The 21,080-nt window shown below is 66.3% G+C and carries 17 protein-coding genes; 13 read left to right on the top strand and 4 right to left on the bottom strand.

Features of this window, described 5'->3' with window-relative positions; all coding sequences use genetic code 11:
• Positions 1-20: 20 nt before the first annotated feature.
• The 4 genes from AC1DCU_RS05390 to AC1DCU_RS05375 all read left to right on the top strand — a co-directional run bounded on the left by AC1DCU_RS05390 (position 21) and on the right by AC1DCU_RS05375 (position 4,937).
• The gene (locus AC1DCU_RS05390) at positions 21-1,961 is read left to right on the top strand and encodes a DUF3857 domain-containing protein (RefSeq protein ID WP_442252056.1); all 1,941 of its coding nucleotides are present in this window, start codon (positions 21-23) and stop codon (positions 1,959-1,961) included.
• 110 nt (positions 1,962-2,071) lie between these two features.
• The gene (gene lolA, locus AC1DCU_RS05385; RefSeq protein WP_032974810.1) at positions 2,072-2,710 is read left to right on the top strand and encodes an outer membrane lipoprotein periplasmic chaperone LolA; all 639 of its coding nucleotides are present in this window, start codon (positions 2,072-2,074) and stop codon (positions 2,708-2,710) included.
• A 355-nt stretch (positions 2,711-3,065) separates the two neighbouring features.
• On the top strand, positions 3,066-4,451 hold the full coding sequence (locus AC1DCU_RS05380) for a replication-associated recombination protein A (protein ID WP_051501584.1): 1,386 nt from the start codon (positions 3,066-3,068) through the stop codon (positions 4,449-4,451).
• Between the two features lie 84 nt (positions 4,452-4,535).
• Positions 4,536-4,937 carry a DUF805 domain-containing protein gene (locus AC1DCU_RS05375; protein WP_442252057.1) on the top strand — a complete coding sequence of 134 codons (402 nt, stop codon included), beginning with the start codon at positions 4,536-4,538 and terminating at the stop codon, positions 4,935-4,937.
• Positions 4,938-5,022: 85 nt separating this feature from the next.
• Here the strand turns inward: AC1DCU_RS05375 and AC1DCU_RS05370 are convergent, their stop codons facing one another.
• Positions 5,023-5,397, bottom strand: coding sequence for a hypothetical protein (locus AC1DCU_RS05370; RefSeq protein WP_442252058.1), 375 nt, complete (start codon positions 5,395-5,397; stop codon positions 5,023-5,025).
• Between the two features lie 270 nt (positions 5,398-5,667).
• On the opposite strand from AC1DCU_RS05370, the gene AC1DCU_RS05365 reads away from it, so the two are divergent.
• The 9 genes from AC1DCU_RS05365 to AC1DCU_RS05325 all read left to right on the top strand — a co-directional run bounded on the left by AC1DCU_RS05365 (position 5,668) and on the right by AC1DCU_RS05325 (position 15,701).
• The gene (locus tag AC1DCU_RS05365; protein ID WP_223485500.1) at positions 5,668-6,696 is read left to right on the top strand and encodes an alpha/beta hydrolase; all 1,029 of its coding nucleotides are present in this window, start codon (positions 5,668-5,670) and stop codon (positions 6,694-6,696) included.
• 121 nt (positions 6,697-6,817) lie between these two features.
• On the top strand, positions 6,818-8,197 hold the full coding sequence (locus AC1DCU_RS05360) for a YncE family protein (RefSeq protein WP_282279685.1): 1,380 nt from the start codon (positions 6,818-6,820) through the stop codon (positions 8,195-8,197).
• Positions 8,198-8,247: 50 nt separating this feature from the next.
• The gene (locus AC1DCU_RS05355; RefSeq protein ID WP_442252059.1) at positions 8,248-9,294 is read left to right on the top strand and encodes a heme/hemin ABC transporter substrate-binding protein; all 1,047 of its coding nucleotides are present in this window, start codon (positions 8,248-8,250) and stop codon (positions 9,292-9,294) included.
• Positions 9,291-10,334 carry a FecCD family ABC transporter permease gene (locus AC1DCU_RS05350; RefSeq protein ID WP_025877218.1) on the top strand — a complete coding sequence of 348 codons (1,044 nt, stop codon included), beginning with the start codon at positions 9,291-9,293 and terminating at the stop codon, positions 10,332-10,334. The genes AC1DCU_RS05355 and AC1DCU_RS05350 overlap by 4 nt, the downstream gene beginning before the upstream one ends.
• Positions 10,331-11,092: a heme ABC transporter ATP-binding protein gene (locus AC1DCU_RS05345; RefSeq protein ID WP_442252060.1), complete on the top strand. Its 762-nt coding sequence runs from the start codon at positions 10,331-10,333 to the stop codon at positions 11,090-11,092. Before AC1DCU_RS05350 ends, AC1DCU_RS05345 begins: the two co-directional genes overlap by 4 nt.
• 69 nt (positions 11,093-11,161) lie before the next feature.
• Entirely contained in the window at positions 11,162-11,911 is a 750-nt protein-coding gene (locus tag AC1DCU_RS05340; protein ID WP_032974801.1) for a hypothetical protein, read from the top strand.
• A gap of 382 nt (positions 11,912-12,293) precedes the next feature.
• Positions 12,294-14,336, top strand: a complete 2,043-nt coding sequence (gene fusA / locus AC1DCU_RS05335; RefSeq protein ID WP_134832522.1) for an elongation factor G — start codon at positions 12,294-12,296, stop codon at positions 14,334-14,336.
• Between the two features lie 225 nt (positions 14,337-14,561).
• On the top strand, positions 14,562-14,834 hold the full coding sequence (locus AC1DCU_RS05330) for a hypothetical protein (RefSeq protein WP_025877210.1): 273 nt from the start codon (positions 14,562-14,564) through the stop codon (positions 14,832-14,834).
• A gap of 111 nt (positions 14,835-14,945) precedes the next feature.
• Positions 14,946-15,701, top strand: coding sequence for a SapC family protein (locus AC1DCU_RS05325; RefSeq protein ID WP_025877209.1), 756 nt, complete (start codon positions 14,946-14,948; stop codon positions 15,699-15,701).
• A 1-nt stretch (position 15,702) separates the two neighbouring features.
• On the opposite strand, the gene AC1DCU_RS05320 is transcribed toward AC1DCU_RS05325, so the two are convergent.
• The 3 genes from AC1DCU_RS05320 to AC1DCU_RS05310 all read right to left on the bottom strand — a co-directional run bounded on the left by AC1DCU_RS05320 (position 15,703) and on the right by AC1DCU_RS05310 (position 21,057).
• Entirely contained in the window at positions 15,703-18,030 is a 2,328-nt protein-coding gene (locus AC1DCU_RS05320) for an ATP-binding protein (RefSeq protein ID WP_442251572.1), read from the bottom strand.
• A complete protein-coding gene (locus AC1DCU_RS05315; RefSeq protein ID WP_134832523.1) occupies positions 18,027-18,653 on the bottom strand; it encodes a response regulator in 627 nt (208 codons plus the stop codon). The genes AC1DCU_RS05320 and AC1DCU_RS05315 overlap by 4 nt, the downstream gene beginning before the upstream one ends.
• 1,471 nt (positions 18,654-20,124) lie before the next feature.
• A complete protein-coding gene (locus tag AC1DCU_RS05310) occupies positions 20,125-21,057 on the bottom strand; it encodes a DNA-binding protein (RefSeq protein WP_442251571.1) in 933 nt (310 codons plus the stop codon).
• Between the last annotated feature and the right edge of the window lie 23 nt (positions 21,058-21,080).

Here is a 21,080-nt window from a genome sequence, read left to right as displayed (position 1 = left end):
GACGTCCAAGGAACCGACGCATGCTTCAACCCGTTTCCTGCGCGCTGGCGCTGGCCTGCCTGCTGGCATCCGGCCCGGCGCTGGCCGATGCCGCCGCGACGGCTGTACCCGCAGTCGCGCCACCGTCCACCGGCAGCGATGCCGAGGCCAGCAACAACTTCAGCTTCGTACGTTATCGCGCCGACTACCAGGTGCGCGCCGATGCCGGCAACGTGCAGACTGAAACCTACGAAATCCTGCTCAAGACCAAGGCAGCGGTGGAGCAGTTCAGCCAGGTGCGGTTGAGCTACAGCGAGAAGATGGAAACGCTGGATGTGGTCAACGCCTATACGCTGACCGCCGACGGCCAGCGCCGCGAAGTGCCGGCTGATCGCATCTACACCCAGGAAAGCTATTCCAGTGCCTCGGCGGCGATGTATGCCGACCGCAAGGTGCGGGTGATCGTGTTCCCGAACCTGGCGCCGGGCACGCGGCTGTTCTACCAGGTGCGTCGGACCCAGCTGACGCCCTATTTCCCGGGCTACTTTGGCCTGTGGGAAACCTTCAATGTGTTCACCCAGTACGACGATGCCGAAGTGACCCTCAGCGCGCCGGCCAATCTGCCCATGTTCGTGGACAGCCGTGGCGTGCAGGGCAGTGACCGGCCGGTGGTGAAGAACGGCCAGGCGCAATGGCGCTGGCGCTACCAGCGCCGCGAGCCGATGCAGGCGCAGAACTGGTCGGCGGCGGTGTGGGAGTTCGGGCCGAACATCATGGCCAGCACCTATCGCGACTGGGCGCAGATGGGTCGCGCCTACCAACTGAAAGCAGGGCCGGCCGCACAGGTCACCCCGGAGATCCAGGCGCTGGCCGATGAAGTCACCGCCGGCATCAGCGACCGCCGCGCGCAGGCCGATGCGCTGTACCGCTGGGTGGCGCAGAACATCCGCTACGTGGCGGTGTACCTGGGCAATGGCGGCCTGGAGCCGAACAGTGCGCAGAGCATCCTCGACAACCACTATGGCGACTGCAAGGACCACGTAACGATCCTCGAGGCGCTGCTGGCGGCCAAGGGCATCACCAGTTCGCCGGTGCTGATCGGTGCCGGTGGCGGCCCGACGCTGCCGAAGATTCCGCTGCTGGGCCGCTTCAACCACGCCATCACCTACGTGCCCGAGTTCGACCTGTACCTGGATTCGACCAGTGCCTGGGCGCGCTTCGGCCAGCTGCCTGATGGCGACCTTGGTGCGCCGGTGCTGCACACCCGCGATGCCACCCTGGCACGCACGCCGGCCAATGATCCGCAGCGCAACGCCACGGTGATGGAGGTGCGCTTCACCTTCGACGCGCAGGGCAACCTGCGTGGCGAGACAGTGCCGCAGCTGAGCGACAACGCCGAGATCGGCATGCGCGCGCAGTTCGCCCAGCTCAATGCACAGAACCGGGCGCGCGCTGAAGAATCGATCATGGCCGCGTCCGGTTTCGATGGCCGCGGCCAGCTGCAGCTGCAGGGTGTGCCGGTCGACCTGACCCGGCCGTTTGGCTATCGCATGGCCTTCCAGGCCGAGGACTACGTGGACTTCGATGTGGCCGGCGGCATGGCCGTGCCCGATCCGCCCGGTGGTGAATCGGTACGCGGGCTGTATGCCAGCGCCTCGGCGCCGGACAATGAGACGCCGTTCTACTGCAATGCCAGCCTGCGCGAGGAAACCTATCGCCTGCAGTTCCCGGCCAATGCCCCGATCATCGCGATTCCGCGCAGCCAGCGGTTTGCCAATGCCGCCGGCGAGTACCGGGTCGACTGGAGCCGGCAGGGCCAGGAAGTGACCGTGCATCACCGCCTGCAGCAGAACGCGGTGCGCGGCGCCGAGGCGCTGTGCCAGCCGCAGGACTATGCCGCGTTCCGCGCGCTGTTCCGCGAGGTACGCCGCGGCTTCCGTGGCCAGGTGCTGTACGGCAAGCTGCCGGCCGCTGGCAGCTGAATCGCCGATCAGCGATCAGGGCGTCATAATGGCGTCCTGATCGCCCATTCATCTTTCGCCGGGCACACTGGCACCCAACTTTCCTGGCCGCGCGCCCACAGGATCCCCGCATGAACCTTCGCCTCCGCCGTTTCCTTGCCACCACCACTCTGGCCGTGGCCTGCGCCGCTGCCGGCAGCGCCTGGGCCGGCGCCCGTGATGACCTGAAAACCTTCACCACCGGCCTGAAGGGCCTGGATGGGCAGTTCAGCCAGCAGGTGTTCGACAGCCGCGGCAAGGTCAAGGAATCCACCAGTGGTCGCGTCGCTTTGTCGGCACCGCGCCTGTTCCGTTGGGAGTACGTGCGCCCGCACGAGCAGCTGATCGTGGCTGACGGCAAGAAGGTGTGGATGTTCGAGCCGGACCTGGAGCAGGCGACCGTTCGCGAGCAGGGCAAGGAAGAGCAGAACAGCCCGCTGACCGCGCTGATCAATCCGGCACTGCTGGAGCAGCAGTACGACGTGAGCGAAGAGGCCGCCACCCGCGATGGCCTGCAGTGGCTGTCGCTGTCGCCGAAGCGCGAGACCGAAGCCAGCTTCCAGTACGCCGCGCTGGGCTTCAACGCGCAGGGCCTGGCGAAGATGGAGATCACCGACGCCGTGGGCCAGCGCACCGTGATCAGTTTCAGCGGCTGGAAGCGCAACCCCAGCTTCGCCGCCAACACCTTCCGCTTCACCCCGCCGGCGGGTACCGACGTCATCGGCAACTGATCGCGGTCGCCGGGCATGGCCCGGCGCTACCTGCGCTGGTCGGTGTCAACCGGCACCGCCTTGGTAGGTGTCAACCTTGGTTGACATGCTTTTGATCTGCCGGCCAGCGGCCGGCACCACCGATTGCCGCAGATCTCCGATCCGCCGGGCATGGCCCGGCGCTACCTGCTCTGGTGGGTGTCAACCGGCACCGCCTTGGTAGGTGTCAACCTTGGTTGTCATGCTTTTGATCTGCCGGCCAGTGGCCGGCACCACCGATTGCCGCAGATCTCCGGTCCGCCGGGCATGGCTCGGCGCTACCGGCCCTGGTGGGTGTCAACCGGCACCGCCTTGGTAGGTGTCAACCTTGGTTGGCATGCTCTCGCGGTACAATGACCGCGTGCCAAGACATCGCTCCACTTCATTCCCCGGCCCCGATCTGCTGAGTGTCGATCGGGAACACATGCGCCCGCTGGCCGAGCGCATGCGCCCCCGCACCCTGGATGAGATGGTCGGGCAGAAGCGTCTGCTCGCGCCAGAGAGCGCGTTGCGCCGTGCCGTCGAATCCGGACGCGTGCATTCGATGATCCTGTGGGGACCGCCCGGCTGCGGCAAGACCACGCTGGCGCTGTTGCTGGCTGAATACTCCGACGCCGAATTCCGTGCCATTTCCGCCGTGCTGTCCGGCCTGCCGGAGGTGCGCCAGGTGCTGGCAGAGGCCGCGCAGCGCTTCGCCGAAGGTCGTCGCACGGTGCTGTTCGTCGACGAAGTGCACCGCTTCAACAAGGCGCAGCAGGATGCGTTCCTGCCGCACATCGAGCGCGGCACCATCCTGTTCGTCGGTGCAACCACCGAGAACCCGTCGTTCGAGTTGAACTCGGCGCTGCTGTCGCGTTGCCGCGTGCATGTGCTGGAAGGTGTCTCGCCGACTGACATCGTCGAAGCGCTGGAACGTGCGCTCGGTGATCGCGAGCGCGGGCTGGGCGAGGAACGCATCGAAGTCGCGCCCGAGCTGCTGCTGGAAATCGCCACCGCCGCTGATGGCGACGTCCGCCGTGCGCTGACCCTGCTGGAAATCGCCGCCGAGCTGGCGGGCGGGGAGGGTGGTCGCATCACCCCGCAGACGCTGACCCAGGTGCTGGCCGACCGCACCCGCCGCTTCGACAAGGGCGGCGAGCAGTTCTACGACCAGATCTCGGCGCTGCACAAGTCCGTGCGCAGCTCCAATCCTGATGCCGCCTTGTACTGGCTCACGCGCATGCTCGACGGCGGCTGTGATCCCTCGTATCTGGCGCGCCGGCTGACCCGCATGGCCATCGAGGACATCGGCCTGGCCGATCCTCGCGCGCAGAGCATGGCGCTGGAAGCGTGGGACATCTACGAGCGGCTCGGCAGCCCGGAAGGCGAGCTCGCCTTCGCGCAGCTGGTGCTGTACCTGGCCAGCACCGCCAAGTCGAATGCCGGCTATGCCGCCTTCAACCAGGCCAAGGCCGATGTGCGCGACAGTGGTACCGAAGAAGTGCCGCTGCACCTGCGCAATGCACCGACCAAGCTGATGAAGGAGCTGGGCTACGGTGCCGAGTACCAGTACGACCACGATGCCGAGGGCGGCATCGCGCTGGACCAGACCGGTTTCCCCGATGCGATGGGCGAGCGGGTGTATTACAACCCGGTGCCGCGCGGGCTGGAGATCAAGTTGAAGGAAAAGCTCGACCGGCTGCGTGCCGAGCGCGAGGCGGCGAGGGCGGCCAAGGGCGCGTAGTCGTCTGCGTGTGGCAAGGCGGCGCATTGCCCCGCCCGCATGCATTTGGCAGACTGCGCGGCTTGTTTTTCAAGGAACGATGCCGTGCAGGAAATGATTCTGCCGTTGAAGCGTTATGCCCAGTTCGAGGGCCGCGCCAACCGCCGCGAGTACTGGATGTTCCAGCTGTTCCTGCTGCTTGCGGGAGCCGCGGTATGCGTGATTGCGCTGACAGTGGCGCTCGTTGCCGGCCTCGTGCTGGACGCCGATTCCAGCTGGATGGCCGGGATCACGATCGGCGCGGTGGCACTGGTGGGTGCGCTCTGGCTGGCCACGATCGTGCCGTTGATCGCGGTGACCGTGCGCCGCCTGCATGACTGTAACCAGTCAGGGTGGCTGTACCTGCTGGCGCTGGTGCCGGGCGGTGGCGTGGTGATCCTGATCTTTGCGCTGCTGCCGGGTACGCCGCAGGACAACCTGTACGGTCCGGTGCCCGCCGGCCCCTGAGTCAACGGGTTTCGGCCCGATGCAACGAAGCCGGCCCAGGGCCGGCTTCGTCGTTTCTGCGCTGCTGTCAGCAGTGCCAAGCTGATTACTGCAGAACGCAGTCGCCCAACGCCAGGTAATCCGATCCCGAACTGAACTGCAGCGTGCAGCTGGCGGTGAAGGTGACGCCGTCATCCATCGCTGCAAGCTTGGCGTTCTGCTCGTCGTCGGAGGCGGTCAGGCGGGCCAGCACCTGGCCATCCTCATCGCCCGCCTCAAGGACCGGCTCGCCCTGCAGGTTGCTGGAGGCGCCCAGGCTCACTGCCGTGAACTGTACGGTCTGGTTGAGCTGTTCCAGCCCGAGGGAGGAATAGCCGGCCTCTTCATAGGCCGAATACAGCCCGGCCAGGCTCGGCGCGGCATGGCCGGCCAGCGGGGCGAGAAGGCAGGCGACGAGTGCGATCAGTGCTTTGTGCTTCAAGGGGTTCTCACAATCATGGGATCCGATCCCATGGCGGTTGTGGAGCTGATGGGCAGGGGCCAGGCAGGCACCCGCAAGGGCGGGGCGATTCCTGCGCCCCGATGGCAGGCAAAGTAGATGAACCCGGACTTCCGGTGCAAGCGCTGGCGTACGCACTGTCGCGCGCGTGATACATAGCGTGACGTTTGATCGATGTGATAATCATTCGCGTTTAAGGTAGACTGCGGTCCCTTGTGAACCGGTGGCCGTGTGCCGCTTTCGCCGTCACTGATGAAGTCTTCCGTCCTGCCTCCGCGCCGCGGCCCGCTGCTGTCCGGCCTGGCCGCCTTGATGATGGGCCTGCTCCTGGCTACCCCGTACGCATACGCGCAGCAACGCAATCCGCTGCAGAAGATGGGCCAGACCGTGCTTGATGCACCGGCGGCCAGCTATCGCTTCGAGCGTTTCGTGATCGACAGCCCCGATCAGCAGCGCCGCTGGCGGGTGAATGTGGCGATTCCGGCCAAGGCCCCCAAGGCGCCATCGCCGGTGCTGTACGCACTGGACGGCAACGCCGTGGCGATGGTGCTGGACCAGCCGCTGCTGGCCGAGCTGGCCGCACGCAAGGCGCCGCCGGTGTTGGTGCTGATCGGCTACGACAACGACCTGCGCATCGATTCGGCGTCGCGCACCCGCGACTACACCGCATGGATCGATCGCGCCGATGATGAAAGCGGCAGGACGCAGGCTGTCGGCGGCGGCGCAGCGGCCTTCCTGGACATGATCGAGCGTCGCATCAAGCCCGAAGTGGAACGCCGCGCCAACATCGATCGCCAGCAGCAGGCCCTGTGGGGCCATTCGCTGGGCGGCCTGTTCGTGCTCAGCAGCCTGTACACCCGTCCGGCCGCCTTCCAGTACTACCTCAGTGCCAGCCCGTCGTTGTGGTGGAGCCAGGGTGCGCCGCTGGGTGACATCGAGCAGCAGTTCGTTCAGAACGTGCATGGCCAGCCAGCAAAGGTGTGGCTGATGCTGGGCGGTGCCGAGCGCGTCGGCGACCGTGGCAAGCGCGACATGAGCAATCCGCGCGTGGTCGCGCATCTGCGCCGCATTGGTGGCGCCACCCCGGATGCGGCAATGCAGCTGTCCGAGCGCCTGGGCAAGGTACCGGGGCTGAGCGTGCAGTACCGCGAGTTCCCGGGCCTGGGCCATGGCCCGATGCTGCCGGCGTCCTTCCACGCGGCGCTGCACGAGCTTTATGGCGTGACCGACCGCAGCGCCGCCGACGGCCCGCCGGCCGGTGGAGACAACGCCGCCGAATGACCCCCTCGCACGGCAGTGCCGTGCGACCCCACTACCCAGGCGGACTGTCGATGTGCAGCGGCCAAGGCAACCGATGAATCCCGCGCCACCAGGCGCGGCCTACGTGTGCAAGGAGCCTTCCATGTCATTCCGTCCGTCTTTCCGCCTCACTTCCCTGGCCGCCGGCCTGCTGCTGGCAGTGACCGCCAGCGCACAGCCGGTGTTCGACCAGCCGGCCAGCGCTACCTTCAAGGGCCAGGTTGTCTCACGCGGTGAGAACGTGGTTCCCGGCAGCACCGCCGATGTCACCGGCCGCGGCTTCGTGCCGGGCCAGCAGGTCAGCCTGCTGCGTGGCGATACCGTGCTCAACAGCCAGCCGGTGGTGGTCGATGCCGATGGCAACTTCAAGACCCAGCTGGCCATTCCGGCCGACGCCGTGCCGGGTACCCATCCGGTGGTGGTGCGCGCCAGCCAGCCGGCCGCCGCAGCCGTGCTGAAGCTGCGTGTGTCGCCGCAGCTGCCGCTGTCGGGCCAGGCGAAGTTCACCACCCAGTCCAACAAGCTGGTGCCGGGCCTGTACCAGTCGGCCTACAGTGCTGCCAGCAATGCCGTGTTCGTGACCTCGGCCGTCGGCCGCCCGCCGGTCACCCAGTCGCAGCTGCTGAAACTGGACCCGAAGTCGCTGAAGGTGACCAAGGCCATCACCCCGGCGCAGGTGCCGGGCAGCACCAACGGTGCGGTGTTCGCGGTGTATGGCGTGGGCGTCGATGATGCCAATGGCAATGTCTGGGTCAGCAACACCCGCCAGGACACCGTGGCTGTCTATCGCCAGGCAGACTTGTCGCTGGTCCATCAGTTCCCGGTCGGCGCCGTGCCGCACGCCCGCGACGTGGTGGTCGACAGCACGCACGGCAAGGTGTTCGCATCGGCCGCCGGTGAGGACCATTTGTCGGTGTTCGATGCGAAGACGCTGAAGGCACTGGAGCCGATCACCTTGGCCTCCGGCGTGGACGACGAGAAGTTCGTGCCGATGAGCCTGGTGCTGGATGAGCCCAGCGGCAAACTGTTCACGGTCAGCATCGGTACGCCGGAAGCGGCGGTGATCGATGTGGCCAGCGGCAAGGTCGACAAGGTCATCGACCTGGGCAATTCGATCAGCGCTTCGGGCGTTGCCTTCGATGCCGAGCGCAACCGCCTGTACGTGGCCTCGCAGGGCACCGACAACCTGCTGATCGTCGACGTGGCCAGCGGCAAGGTCGTGCACGACGTGCCGGTCGGCGCCGGGGCACTGAACGTGGCCTTCGATGCGAAGAGTGGCCTGGCCTACGTCACCAATCGCGGTGCCGGCACCGTCACTGCCGTCGACCGTGATGGCAAGGTGGTCGGCAACCTCGATGGCGGCACCTTCCCCAATCACGTCCGCGCCGATGGCAAGGGCAATGTCTTCGCCGTGAACAAGTCGCGTGGCGCTGAAGATCCGAAGGGTGACCGCATCACCCGCATCAGCCTGCGCCAGCCGTAAGCCACAGGGCAGGGCGGCACCCCGCCGCCCTGCCAGCAAGGAGAATCTGCATGAACATCGCTTCCCGCCTGCGCCAGTGCGCGCTCCCGATTGCCGTTTCATTGGTGCTGGCCGCCTGTGGCGACAAAGCGCCGCCGTCTGCCGGCAACCCAGACGCAGCAGCACCGGCGGCCGCCACCGCCAAGGCGGGAGCACTTCCCGCAGGTTGGCAGCGGGTGGCAGGCAACGATGTGCCGACACTGCCGGGGCAGCAGGCGGTGCTGCCGAGCAAGGTGCACTCCGACGATGGCGCCGATGTGGAGGTGGATGACAGCAGCCGGATCATTGCCGGCGGTGACGACATCATCGCGGTGATCGAGGCGCTGGGCCTGGGCAAGCAGGTGTTCGCCGCGCCGACCAACACCACCACCGAGGCAGGCCTGGCCGCACCGCACCAGTTCCTGTTCAACCGCACGACCGGCGTGGAGGGGGTTCTCAGCCTGCAGGGGTCGCTGTTCATCGGCAACAGCCTGCGTCGCCACACCGAACTGGCAAAGAAGCTGCGCGAAGTGGGCGAGCCTGCAGTGGTGATCGATGACCTGCAGCCGGCGCCGGACAAGGTGCGCAAGATCGCCGCCGTGCTCGGCGTGGCCGACGCAGGGCAGACCCTGGCCACGCAGGTGCAGCGCCAGCTGGATGAGGCCGCCGCGATCGGCAAGGGCCTGGCGCATGCGCCGCGGGTGATCCATGTGTCGGCGACGGGAGCGGGCGGCTCGCCCACCGTGGCCGGTGCCGACAGCGCATCGGCCAAGCTGATCGCCCTGGCCGGCGGCCTGAACATCGGCACCGAGGCCGGCGTGGCCAACTATTCGCAGCTGAGCAACGAAGGCGTGGTCGCGGCGGCACCGGACGTGATCCTGGTGACCGAGCACGACCTGCAGCTGTTCGGTGGCGCTGAAGGCCTGTGGAAGGCGTACCCGACGCTGAAGCAGACCCCGGCCGGACAGGCCAACCGGGTCTGGGTGATGCCGGATGCGCAGCTGAAGTACGCCAGCATCGGTTCCGGTGCGGGTGCATTGGCCCTGGCGCAGGCGCTGGCGGCGCTGCCGAAGGCATGAGCCCTGCGGATCGACGCCGCCGTCGCGGGCGGACGATGTTGTTGATTGCGCTGCTCGCGCTGCTGGGCGCGGTGCTGGCGTCGTTCGCCGTGGGGCCGCTGCGCTTGCCACCGCTGGAAGTGATGCAGGCGCTGGCGGTGAAGCTGGGCCTGCTGGATCCGCAATCGGTCAGCAGCCGTGACCTGGCCGTGGTCTGGCAGCTGCGCATTCCGCGTGCATTGCTGGGGGCGATGGTCGGCGCGGCGCTGGCGATGGCCGGTGCCAGCCTGCAGGGACTGTTCGGCAATCCGCTGGCCGATCCGGGCATCGTCGGTGTCAGCCAGGGCGCCGCGCTGGGTGCCGTGGCGGCGATCGTGCTGGGCGCTGCGGGTGCAGCCGGCTGGCTGGTGCCGGTGGCGGCCTTCGGCGGCGGTGCCGCCGCGATCGGGCTGACCTACGCGCTGGCGCGGCCGGGCAAGGGCAGTGGCAATGCCACGCTGTTGCTGGTGGGCATTGCGATGGCCGCGTTCTGTTCGGCACTGATCGGCTTCCTGACCTACATCGCCAACGAAAGCGAGCTGCAATCACTGGTGTTCTGGCAGATGGGCTCGCTGGCGCGCGCGAACTGGGCCGACGTGGTGGCGGTGCTGCCGCTGTTCGCCATCGGCGCGTTCGCACTGCATCGCTTGGCCACGCCGCTGGACATGCTGGCGCTCGGCGAGCGCCAGGCACAGCATCTGGGGCTGGACGTGGCGCGTACACGGCGCCTGCTGGTGGCCTTCAGTGCGCTGCTGGTCGGCGCGGCGGTAGCGTTCGCCGGCTCGATCAGTTTCGTCGGCCTGGTGGTGCCGCACGTGGCGCGCCTGCTGGTTGGCCCTGGCCACCGCTGGCTGCTGCCGTTGTCGGGTCTACTGGGTGCACTGCTGATCGTGGTGGCCGACACTGCGGCGCGCACCCTGGACCCGCCTGCCGAGATTCCGCTGGGCCTGTTCTCCGCCGCGCTGGGCGCGCCGTTCTTCCTCTGGCTGGTGCTGCAGCAGCGCCGCAAGGCGGCGGCATGAGCGCCTTCCTGCAACTGCGCGACGTGGTGGTGCGTCGCCAGCAGCGCGAGATCCTGCATGGCATCACCCTCGCATTCGAGCCGGGCACGGTGACGGCGCTGGTGGGGCCCAACGGTGCCGGCAAGTCGACCCTGCTGGGGGTGGCGGCTGGCGATCTGCGTGCCGACGGTGGCGATGTGCAGCTGCATGGACGTCCGCTGCGCGACTACAGGGCCGGACCGCTTGCGCGCGAACGTGCGGTGATGCCGCAGGAGCACGGCGTGCGCTTCGCCTTCAGCGTGGAGGAAGTGGTGGCGATGGGGCGCCTGCCGCACCCGCCGGATCCGCAGGCGGATGAGGCCCAGGTGGAGCGGGCGATCAATGCTGCCGAACTGCAGGCGCTGCGCCTGCGCGAAGTGCAGCAGTTGTCCGGCGGCGAATCGGCGCGCACCACGTTCGCGCGCGTGCTGGCACAGGACACGCCGTTGCTGCTGCTGGATGAGCCTACGGCTGCCTTGGATCTGCGCCACCAGGAGCGCACCCTGCGCAGCGTACGGGCCTGCGCCGAAGCCGGTGCGTGCGTGATCGTGGTGCTGCATGACCTCAACCTGGCGGCCGGATACTCCGATCGCATCGTATTGCTGGAGCAGGGCAGGGTGGCCGCTGACGGCACGCCTTCGCACGTGCTGACCGAGGGCAACCTGCAGCGTGTCTACCAGCAGGACGTGGTGGTGCTGCAGCATCCGCGACGCGGTGTGCCATTGGTTGTGGTGACCTGATGCAGTAAAGCTTCCTTGCGCAGCGCGACGTATCATTGTCGGTTCGTTTTTCTCAACGGAATGACCCCCATGAACTACATCCTCCCGCGCGCGACACTGCTGGCTTCGATCATTGCTGCATCGTGCACGGCGCACGCCGCTCCCGTCCGCACGGTTGTGCTGGACAAGGTGGCTGACCAGGCGACCTCGATCGAAATCCGCCATGCGAAGGGCGCCGGCGCCGCCTCCGATCTTTTCACCACGCACTACTACACCGGTGGCGCGATGCTGATGGCCTGGGGCAATCAAAGCGTGCTGCTGCTCTGCAAGAAGTCGGCGTATCTGAAGCTGCCGGGCATGAAGCCTGCGGCCAGCGAACTGCCGCTGGAGAAGCGGCAGATGATCGGCTACGAAGCGATGATGGCCGGCTACGGCAGCCTCGCTTCGATCAGTGGACTGGTGGATGGCAAGATCGAGGTGGCCGATGACGGCAGTGAAGTGCGCCGCCAGGCCGAGCGGTCGTGGGCCTACGGCGTTGAGCGTTACGACGTGATCAGCCAGCGCATGCCCAATGGTGCGCTACGCGTGCGCGCACTGAAGACCGCCACGGTGAACAACGCAAAGCCGTCCAAGCCGGGCGACACCTTCAGCACCGATGACGACCAGGCTGCCCGCCTGAGCGAGCTGGGTGCGGTGGGCGCCTGGACTGAAGTGACCATCCACGACACGCCCCGTCGAGGCGAGATCAATGCCGCCTTCCCGCTGAAGGACTGGGTGTCGGTGACGGGGGATCACGCCGCGACGGTGGGTGAGGCGCGGCGGATCAATGGGTGCGAATGATCGTTCCTGGGTGATTGCTGCCCCGTTGCGCCTCATCGTTCCATCCATGCGCGCAATATTCACTTGCGCGCCAGATTGACAGGTCTAGAATGCGCTGCATGAACCGGATGCCGCTCCTGAAGTTTTTCACCCTGACCCGCGCAAGCGCGGAACGGGCGTGTCTGCCTGGAGCCCTACGAGGCCGCTGATCGCGGCCTTCGCTGGACCATCCACAGAGCGCCCTCCGGGGCGCTCTTTTCGTTTCCACCCCCCATCCCTCAACCCGCTCCACCGCAAGGAGAACGTGCCATGCACCAGATCGCCGAGACCGAACGCTAGCCGCACACGCCGTTGCCAACCGGCGTGTGCGGCCCCCGAAGTTGGCCCAGCAGGAACCTTTCTCATGAACACCAACACCCAGACTCTGTCGCGTCTTCGCAACCTCGGCATCATTGCCCACATCGACGCTGGCAAAACCACCCTTACCGAACGCCTTCTGTGGAAGACCGGCGAGATCCACCGCGTCGGCGAAGTGCATGACGGCAACGCGACCACCGACTTCTCGGCGATCGAGCGCGAACGTGGCATCACCATCGGTGCGGCCGCCGTGCACGCACAGTGGGCGCCACGCGATCTGCCGCTGCACCAGCTGACCCTGATCGACACGCCCGGCCACATCGACTTCGCCATCGAGGTCGAGCGCTCGCTGCGCGTGCTCGACGGTGCCGTGGCCGTGTTTTCGGCCGTGGACGGCGTGCAGCCGCAATCGGAAACCGTGTGGCGCCAGGCGCGCCGGCATGGCGTGCCGTTGATTGCGTTCGTCAACAAGATGGATCGCATCGGCGCTTCTTTCGAGCGCGTGCTGGAGCAGCTGCAGGACAAGCTGCGCGCGCGACCGTGGGCGCTGGGCGTGCCGTTGGGCAGTGAGGGCGACTTCCACGGCTGGGTCGACCTGGTCGATGGCCGCGTGCTGCAGTGGCAGGACGCGGCCGCGGCGACGGTGACGGCATGGAGCGAAGCCGAGCGCGCGCAGTGGCAACCGCAGCGCAATGCGCTGGTCGAAGCCGTGGCCGACCATGATGATGTGCTGGCAACGGCATGGCTGGAAGGCCGTGACATCGACGCGGCGACGCTGCGCGCAGCGATCCGTCGCGCGACGCTGGCGGGCGCCGGCGTACCGGTGCTGGCGGGTGCTGCCTTCAAGGACAAGGGCATCGAAACGCTGCTGGATGCGGTGGTCGATTACCTGCCGTCGCCGCTGGATCGTCCTGCGGTCACTGCCGAAGGCGAGGGCGGCGACGTCCTGCTGCCGCCGGACCCGGACGGTCCGTTGGCTGGCCTGCTGTTCAAGATCACCCACCAGCAGCACGGTGCGTTGAGCTTCGTGCGGCTGTACTCGGGTACCTTGAAGGTCGGCGACAACGTGGCCAGCTCGCAGCACCCGCAAGGGCGTCGCATCAGCCGGCTGGTGCGCGTGCAGGCCGACCAGACCCAGGACATCGGGCAGGCCGTGGCCGGCGACATCGTGGCGGTGCTGGGTTGGAAGGATGCGGTCAGCGGTGAAACGCTGAGCGGGCGAGGGCAGCCGCTGCGCCTGGAGAGCATCCAGGCACAGGCCCCGGTACTGGCCTGGCGGTTGGAGCCGGCACGTGCGGCCGACCTGATCCGGCTGGCGCAGGGCCTGGCAAGCCTGGCCCAGGAAGATCCCTCGTTCCGGGTGGAAACCGATCGCGAGACCGGTGAAACCCTGGCCTGGGGCATGGGCGAGCTGCACCTGGAGGTGATGGTCGAGCGGCTGCGCAGCGAATGGAAGTTGGACATCGGCATTGGCGCGCCGCGCGTGGCTTACCAGGAAACGCCGCAGCGTGCCGTGGAAGGCGTCGTGGGCCGCCTGGTCAAGCAGACCGGTGGCCAGGGCCAGTTCGCGCACGTGGTGCTGGATGTAGTGCCGCGCGACGACGGCGAGGTCGTGTTCAATGACCGCATCGTCGGTGGCGTGGTGCCGCGCAACTTCATCGCTGCGGTGGAGAAGGGCGTTCGTGCCGCGCTGTCGGAAGGCCCGCAGGGCCATCCGGTAGTCGGCATCGAAGTCAGCCTGGTGGATGGCCAGACCCACGCGAAGGATTCGTCGGAGATGGCGTTCCATCGGGCCGGCAGCGAGGGCATCAAGGCCGCGTTGGCGGCCAGCGGTACGCAGCTGCTGGAGCCGGTGATGGCGGTGACGGTGCATTCGCCGTCGGCCTCGGTGGGGGACGTGGTGGGTGATCTGAATCGCCGCCATGGACGCGTTGCCCGCATCGACGACCAGGACGGTCGCGCCGAAGTCAGCGGATTCGCGCCGCTGGCGCAGCTGGTCGGGTATACGACCTCGCTGCGTTCGCTGAGCCAGGGACGGGCCAGCAGCGAATCGCACCTGCATGGCTACGAGCCGGTGCGTGCAGCGTAAGGTGGATGCAGGGAGCCCGTTCGCGGGCTCCCTTTTTTTGTATTAGCGAGGGGGTCATCCACGCATGGCGTGGATCTACTTCCCACGTCATGCGTGGATGGGTGCCATCCGTGCGCCACGTGCCTGCATTGCATTGCAACAAAACTGCAGAAAAAGCTGGATTAAAGTGATGCCTCACGATAAATTGCGCACCCCCCGTTGCTTGCCGCCGCCCGCACCCTGCCCATGCGTGATGACAATGATCCCGGAACCCTGGAGCTGACCCTGCCGCGCAAACGCGGTCGGCCGCCCAAGTTCGGGTACGCAATGAGCGACGCACAGCGGGCTGCACGCTATCGGGCGCGGCGCGCTGGCCAGGCCAACCACGCCGATGTGCGGCATTGCAGCGACATGGTCCTGCTGGACAAGATCCGCGCAGCGGTCAGTGCGCGCGACACCGAACTGGCCGGCTTCCTGGTCCACGTACTGTGGCAGCGCTACCCGTTGCAGTTGAAATAAGTCGGCGGCGGGGTGGCCGTTGTCACCTGCCTTGTTGATAATGCGGGATTCAGGTTGTTCCCGCTGGCGCGCCCGGGATGGCAGGCGCGCATGATCGACACGGTTTCCACGATGACCACCACCAGCGACACCACCACCGAAGCTGCGCCGAGCAGCGCGCCCCTGTTCTACACCCGCCCGGTGCCGCTGCAGGCAGACCTGCACGCCGATCTGCGCATCCTGCCGGGCAAGCTCGAGTTCGCTGCCAGCAGTAACTCCATCCCGCTGGTGCTGGGCGAATTCTCGCTGGCGCTGCACCACTTCCCGATCCTGTTCGCAGGCCCGAGCGCGGTGCCGATGGCCGCCGTGGGCGTGACCACCGACAACCTGTTCATCACCGATGGCCTGTGGGACGACGAGACCTACATCCCGGCCTACCTGCGCCGCCATCCCTTCATCTTCATCGACACCGGCGCGGACAATGACTTCCTGCTCGGCATCGACGAAGACAGCCCGCGCATCGTCCGTGGCGGCGAAGAAGGCCAGCCGCTGTTCGTCGATGGCAAGGCCACCGAGATGGTGCAGCAGGCGCTTGAGTTCTGCGGCCAGTTCACCCGCGAGCACGAACAGACCCAGGCCTTCTCCAAGGCACTGGTCGACAACGGCCTGCTGGTCGAGCGCAATGCAACCGTGCGCCTGCCCGATGGTCGCGAGTTCAACCTCAATGGCTTCTTCGTGGTCGACGTCGAGAAGTTCATTGCGCTGCCGGATGCGACCGTCATCGAATGGCACCGCAACGGCTGGTTGGCGCTCATCCACCAGCACCTGATGTCGCTGGGTCGCTTCAACGACCTGACCCGCCGCCAGGCAGGTCGCAACGCCGCCTGATTCAGGGCGACGGCGCGGTTCCCACAGCCCGGGAGCCGCGCCACGACTGCAGCTCGGCCAGCAGCTGGCGCGCATCGTCCCAGCCGGGCGGCACGCGATCGCCCAGCTCCCATAGCTCGCCGGCGCGTGCATCCATGCCGCCCCCGTTGAGCATCTGCAGCACGCCCTGCAGGCGATGCGCATGATGGCGCAGCTGCGCGGCATCGCAACGAACGATCGCTTCGTGCAGGCATTGCAGCTCGCGATCGATATCTTCTTCGTAGGCGGCCAGCAGTTCGCGGGCAGTGCTTTCGAAGGCACGGCCGGGCACAGGCTGGTCCAGCGCCTGCAGCAGCGCATCGGCCTGCAACGGCTTGAGCAATACCGCGTCGATGCCGGCAACCTGGCAGCGCAGCGTGTGATCGTCGCCAGTGAAAGCGGAAAGCGCGATCAGCCGGGCGCGCGGCGCGCCTTCTGCCTCATGCAGCCGCAATTGCCGGGCCAGCGCGTAGCCATCCATTCCCGGCAGACCGATGTCCAGCATCACCAGCGGGCAGGGCGCCTGCATCTGGGCCGCCAAGGCATCTTCGGCATTGGCAGCCTCCTGCACCGTCGCGCCCCAGCGCCGCAGCTGGGCGGCAATGACCTGCCGGGTCAGCGCGTGATCCTCCACCAGCAGGATGCGCGTGCCGGCCAGCCGGGGCAGGGCGGACGCAGCGGCAGTAGCCGGTGCATCTTCCTGCACCTGCTGCACGGGCAGGCGAAGAATGAAGCGGCTGCCACGGCCGTGCACACTATGGACATCCAGGGTGCCGCCCATGGCCTCGGCCAACGTGCGACAGATGGAAAGGCCCAGGCCGCTGCCACCGCGCTGCCTGCCTGCATCGGCCTGCCGGAAGGGCTCGAACAGGGCGCTCATCTGCGCTGGCGCGATGCCGATGCCACTGTCGATGACCTCTATCAACAGTGATGCGTTCTTCGTGGGCGCATCCAGCTGCAGGCGCAGTTCAACGCCGCCTACGTCGGTGAACTTGACGGCATTGCCGAGCAGGTTGTCGAGCAGCTGGCGCAGGCAGTCCGGGTCCGTTGCCAGCATCGGGAACGGCGCCTGCGGTGCGCAGAGCTGCAGGCTGAGCGCCTTCTTCTGCGCGAGGGGCGTAATGGCCTGCAGCGCCTGCGTGCAGATCGCAGGGACGTTGCAGGGCACCCGCTTTGGCCGGAACGTGCCGCTGGCCAGGCGGGAGAAGTCCAGCGTGCGGTTGAGCAATCCGCGCAATGTCTGGCTGGCGGTGGCCGCAGCGGCGACCAGTTCGCGTTGCCCGGCTGGCAGTGGCGCCTGGCCCAGCAGGTCGATCGACGCCATGACGGCCTGGGCGGAATTGCGCACCTCATGGCTGATCATGCCCGTCATCTGCGCCTGCTTCTGATCAAGACCCTGCTGCTGGCGCAGCCTGCGTGCAGCCAGCAAGGGGAATGCCAGCAGCAGGGCTGCGGCTGGCAACAGCCAGACTACGGTGCCATCGAGGCCTTCGCGCACCTTCTGGCCGAGCGCGGCCGGCAGCGTCTGCCGTGCCCAGCGCTGCAGCAACTGGGCATGCTCTTCGATGGTGATGTCATCCAATGCCGCCTCGATACGATCCAGCAGCGCCTGGTCTTCGCGCCGGGCAAGCAGATGCAGCTGGGTCGAAAGATCGGCATCCACTGTCTGCAACCGCAGGCTGTGGGAGAAGTGACGTCGTGCTATCGCACCTGCAGTGGATTCCAGCCCGATCGCAGCGTCGGCAATGCCGGCATCCACGGCAGCCAATGCCGCCCGCATGCTGGGGTGCGGCAGCACAGGCACTGCAGGGTGATGCTGTGCGAGCCACACAGGGTAGGGGCCTCCTTCAACAGCAGCGATGCGCAGCGTGCCGAGATCGGCAGCCCGCTGCGGCAAGCGCTCGCCAATGCGGCCGGCAAGCACGCTGGCACCGCCAGGAAAACTGCGCGAGGGCGCCAGGCTGGGGCAGGGCAGGCGTGCCCCATCGTCAGCACCCATCGCCAGCACAAGATCGGCCCGCCCCTCACAGACGGCGGTCATCGCGGCGAGGGTGCTGGAAAAAGGGACTTCGACGAAGGTCAGGCCGGAATGGCGGGCCACGAGCGCGGCATAGCCATGCGCCAGCGTCTGCAGCACCTCGGGGTCGGCAGCATCTTCGGGCACAGGGTGCAGCGTGGGGGCCGCGGCCACCCGGACCACGCGCCCCGCTGTCCATTTTCCGTGCTGGATGTCGCCCGCGGACGTACAGGGAAGCAGGGTGAACAGCGCCAGCAGCATGAGCCTGCGGCCACGCTTGAACAGCGCGGTCACAGTGCCTCCAACTGCTGCCGTATCGCGAAGATCTCCGCGTCATTGCGCAACCCCAGCTTGCGCAGCGCGGCAATCTTCTGCGTGCTGACGGTCTTGATGCTGCGGTGGCGATGCAAGGCAATCTCCGAGACGGTCAGCCCATCCAGGACCAGCCGGATGACCTCGCGCTCGTTGCGGCTCAGCGCATCGCAGGGCGTCAGCAGCTTGCACGACGGCGGAATGCGGCAGAGCCCTTGGGACACGCGTACGACCGCGTCGGACAGTTCAATCAACGGCTCGGATTTGCCGACAAAGCCGCTGATTCCGGCATCCAACAGGTGGTTGATGATCGCCACCGAGGTCTGTCCGGCAAAACCCAGCAGCGTTACCCTCGGCAATGCCTGCCGCAGGTGCTCGACGAGCTCGGTGCCGCTGATATCACCGGGCGCCAGGGTGATGTCGATGATGGCCACATCGGCATGACGCTGCTGCAGCGCCTGCACGAACGCCTGGCTGTCACTGTGGCTGGCGATGATCTCGAAGCGGCTGTCGTTGCCCAGGTGGAAGGCCGTGCCGCGGCGGACGACGTCATGGTCATCAAGCAGGGCCAGGCGAAGCCGGCGCGGTGCAGGGAATCCGTTCATGCGCAGGAGTGTTGTCAGCGCCCAGTGGCGTGGCACTCATTCTGGCGCCGCTGTCGCGTCGAGCATCGAAAACATTCGATTTTTGAGATTTTTCCTAGAGTGGAAGTAGGAAAAGTTGGAGGTTTGTGTCGGGATCTGCACAGCGCGGGTGCAGCGAAGTAGCCTGTTGCGTCTGATGATTTTTGAATCGCGTCTGCAATGAGCGCGCGGACCGCGTGCACTGCTCAAGTTGAGTGCGTGCTCCGCTGGCGAGATGCCAGCGTCCACGCTCCGGTCAAGGACGGGTCCAATCACGAGACGTTCCAGAGCGGCGCGATTGACGGGTTGGCGGGCGCAATTAACGTGACGCGTCACGGTGGTCGCGGGTCCGCCGGCGTTGAATTCTGCAGGGCTGAGGGCTTGGGTTCCCTCAGAATTGAACGTTGGTCCGGTGAGGTACGCCTGACTAGTGGAGACTGGACCTTGCGACTGCTCGTGTGGGCGTGTGCTGCCAGGACATGCCGGGTTGCCCCTTGTGGGGCGCCGGCGACCAGGGGGGACAGAGAAGCTACGGCTGGGTTGGGGCCCGGGTGATGTCCGGGGTGCCATTGGCCGGGCTCGGTAGCGGAGTCGATGTCCGGTCTGCTTTGAACATAATATACATTATGCGAAATGCCGTAAGCGCCGGTCGGCTGACGGCGAATTGGCCTGGGAACTGCCGCCGGTGACGAAGCAGGTAAATCTGTTACCCAGCGCCATGTAAAAGTGTTACTTGTACGGCGGCGAGCGCCTGTCGCCTCTGGTTGCCGCGGACAACCTGCCCTGGTTGCGAGCCTAGCTCGGCCGTTCCGCCTCGGAACCTCGCTCCAAAATTGGGCCAAGCTTTGGTGGTCGCCGCAGCGACGGCGCTCTAGCTCCAATGTCGCCATCGGGCCCGCACAATGTAGTCATGCTGCCCACATACGCCCCCAGCTGCTCGTTAGCAAGCTGTAGCGCAGCATATAAGTTGCTGGCCGATGCTGCTTCGGCGGTTGCCGGAACGACTGTGTTCTACCTGCAATGTAGCCATGGTGCCCGCAGAATGCAGCCATGTTGCCCGCACATAGCGCCTGCTTTCGATGATGTTCGGATATGTCGGGGTGCGAACCGTTGCCGTCTTAGAGTTATGCTTGCGTCTATGGCGAACATCGAGTTCCGCGATCGCGTGCGCTGATTTCCGTTTCGGTATTCTGGTTAGAGGCGTTCGATGAGCTACCTAGCATCCCTGTCCACTTTTCAGCAGATGACTCTCTTTGCCGCTCTCGTCATGTTCTCGGCGGTGACGGCGACCCTTGCCGCAATTTTTGTGGCGTATCGTCAGAACAAGCGGCTGGGTGACCGCTCAGGTGGTTTCGATAGACGGCCTAGTCGCTCTGGCCGCGGTAGCCGATGAAGGCGGTAGTCTAGTCAACTCGCGCTGATGTCAACTGAGATGTTCGATCAGCGGTTGTGACTACGACCCCCGGTTAGTCTGTTTCGACCGCTTGCGTTTCGGTCTGGCATCAGCAGCGATGCCAGCTTCCTTGGATCGCTTGAGCGCCACTTCCAACTGGGCCGGCAAATCCCGAAGTCCTGTCAATTGCCCTTCGAGCGCATCACATCTGCCGCGCAGAATATCGGCAGATTGACCTGCCTTGGTTGCCGCTGATTGGGCGGCTTGGATATCTTGGCGCAGCTGGTTCTCAAGGGCTCTATGTTGTTCGGTTGCTTTGCTCAGCTGCGCCTGAAGCTCCCTCACCTCTTGGCGCGCGCGGTCGACATCGCTCAGCGCCCGATTCTCGACAGATCTGACGTACTCGGCCCAGTCTTCTCGCTCAGATTTCGCCGTTTCCAGTGCCTCATGGAGGCGGGTATCGAGCTGATGTCTCGCTGCTTCACTCCGATCGGCTCTTCGAAGTTCGAGGCCCCGTTGTTCTGCGAGTTCAGATATCTGCAGGCGGAGTTGACCAACTAGCTGCTGAAGCTCTGTAGCTTGCGTAGCTGCAATTCTCTCTCCAGTAAGTGCAGCGTCGCGCTCTGAACGCATTTGCGTCAGCTCGCCATCTACAAGCCGTGATTTGACCTCCAGTGCATCACGCTGGGCGGCCAACGACTGCTTAGCCTCTGCAAGCTCTCGATGGGCGGCCTCCTGGGCATGCTTCAGCGCCAGCTCCCACCATTGCCCGGCGAGTTCTGCCAACACTGCTGGCGCATCTTCCAGTTCCGGACGCGCTCGCTGCAGGCGCGTACCAAGTCGGTTCCACCACGTCTCCAGCCAGCGGGTCACGGTGTTCGGTGAGCCTGTCCCCAGGTGAGCCCGGATCCGCTCGACGGTCGGGCGCTCGCCCTTGGCCACCAGCTCGTCGGCGGCGGTATGGACGTCAGACTCAGTGATGCCGCGGGCCATGCGAAGTCTCCTGTACTGGCGCC

Source organism: Stenotrophomonas sp. 10L48, from assembly GCF_056395105.1.
The sequence above is the reverse complement of the archived record's forward strand: the minus strand, read 5'-3'. Positions and strand labels throughout refer to the sequence as shown.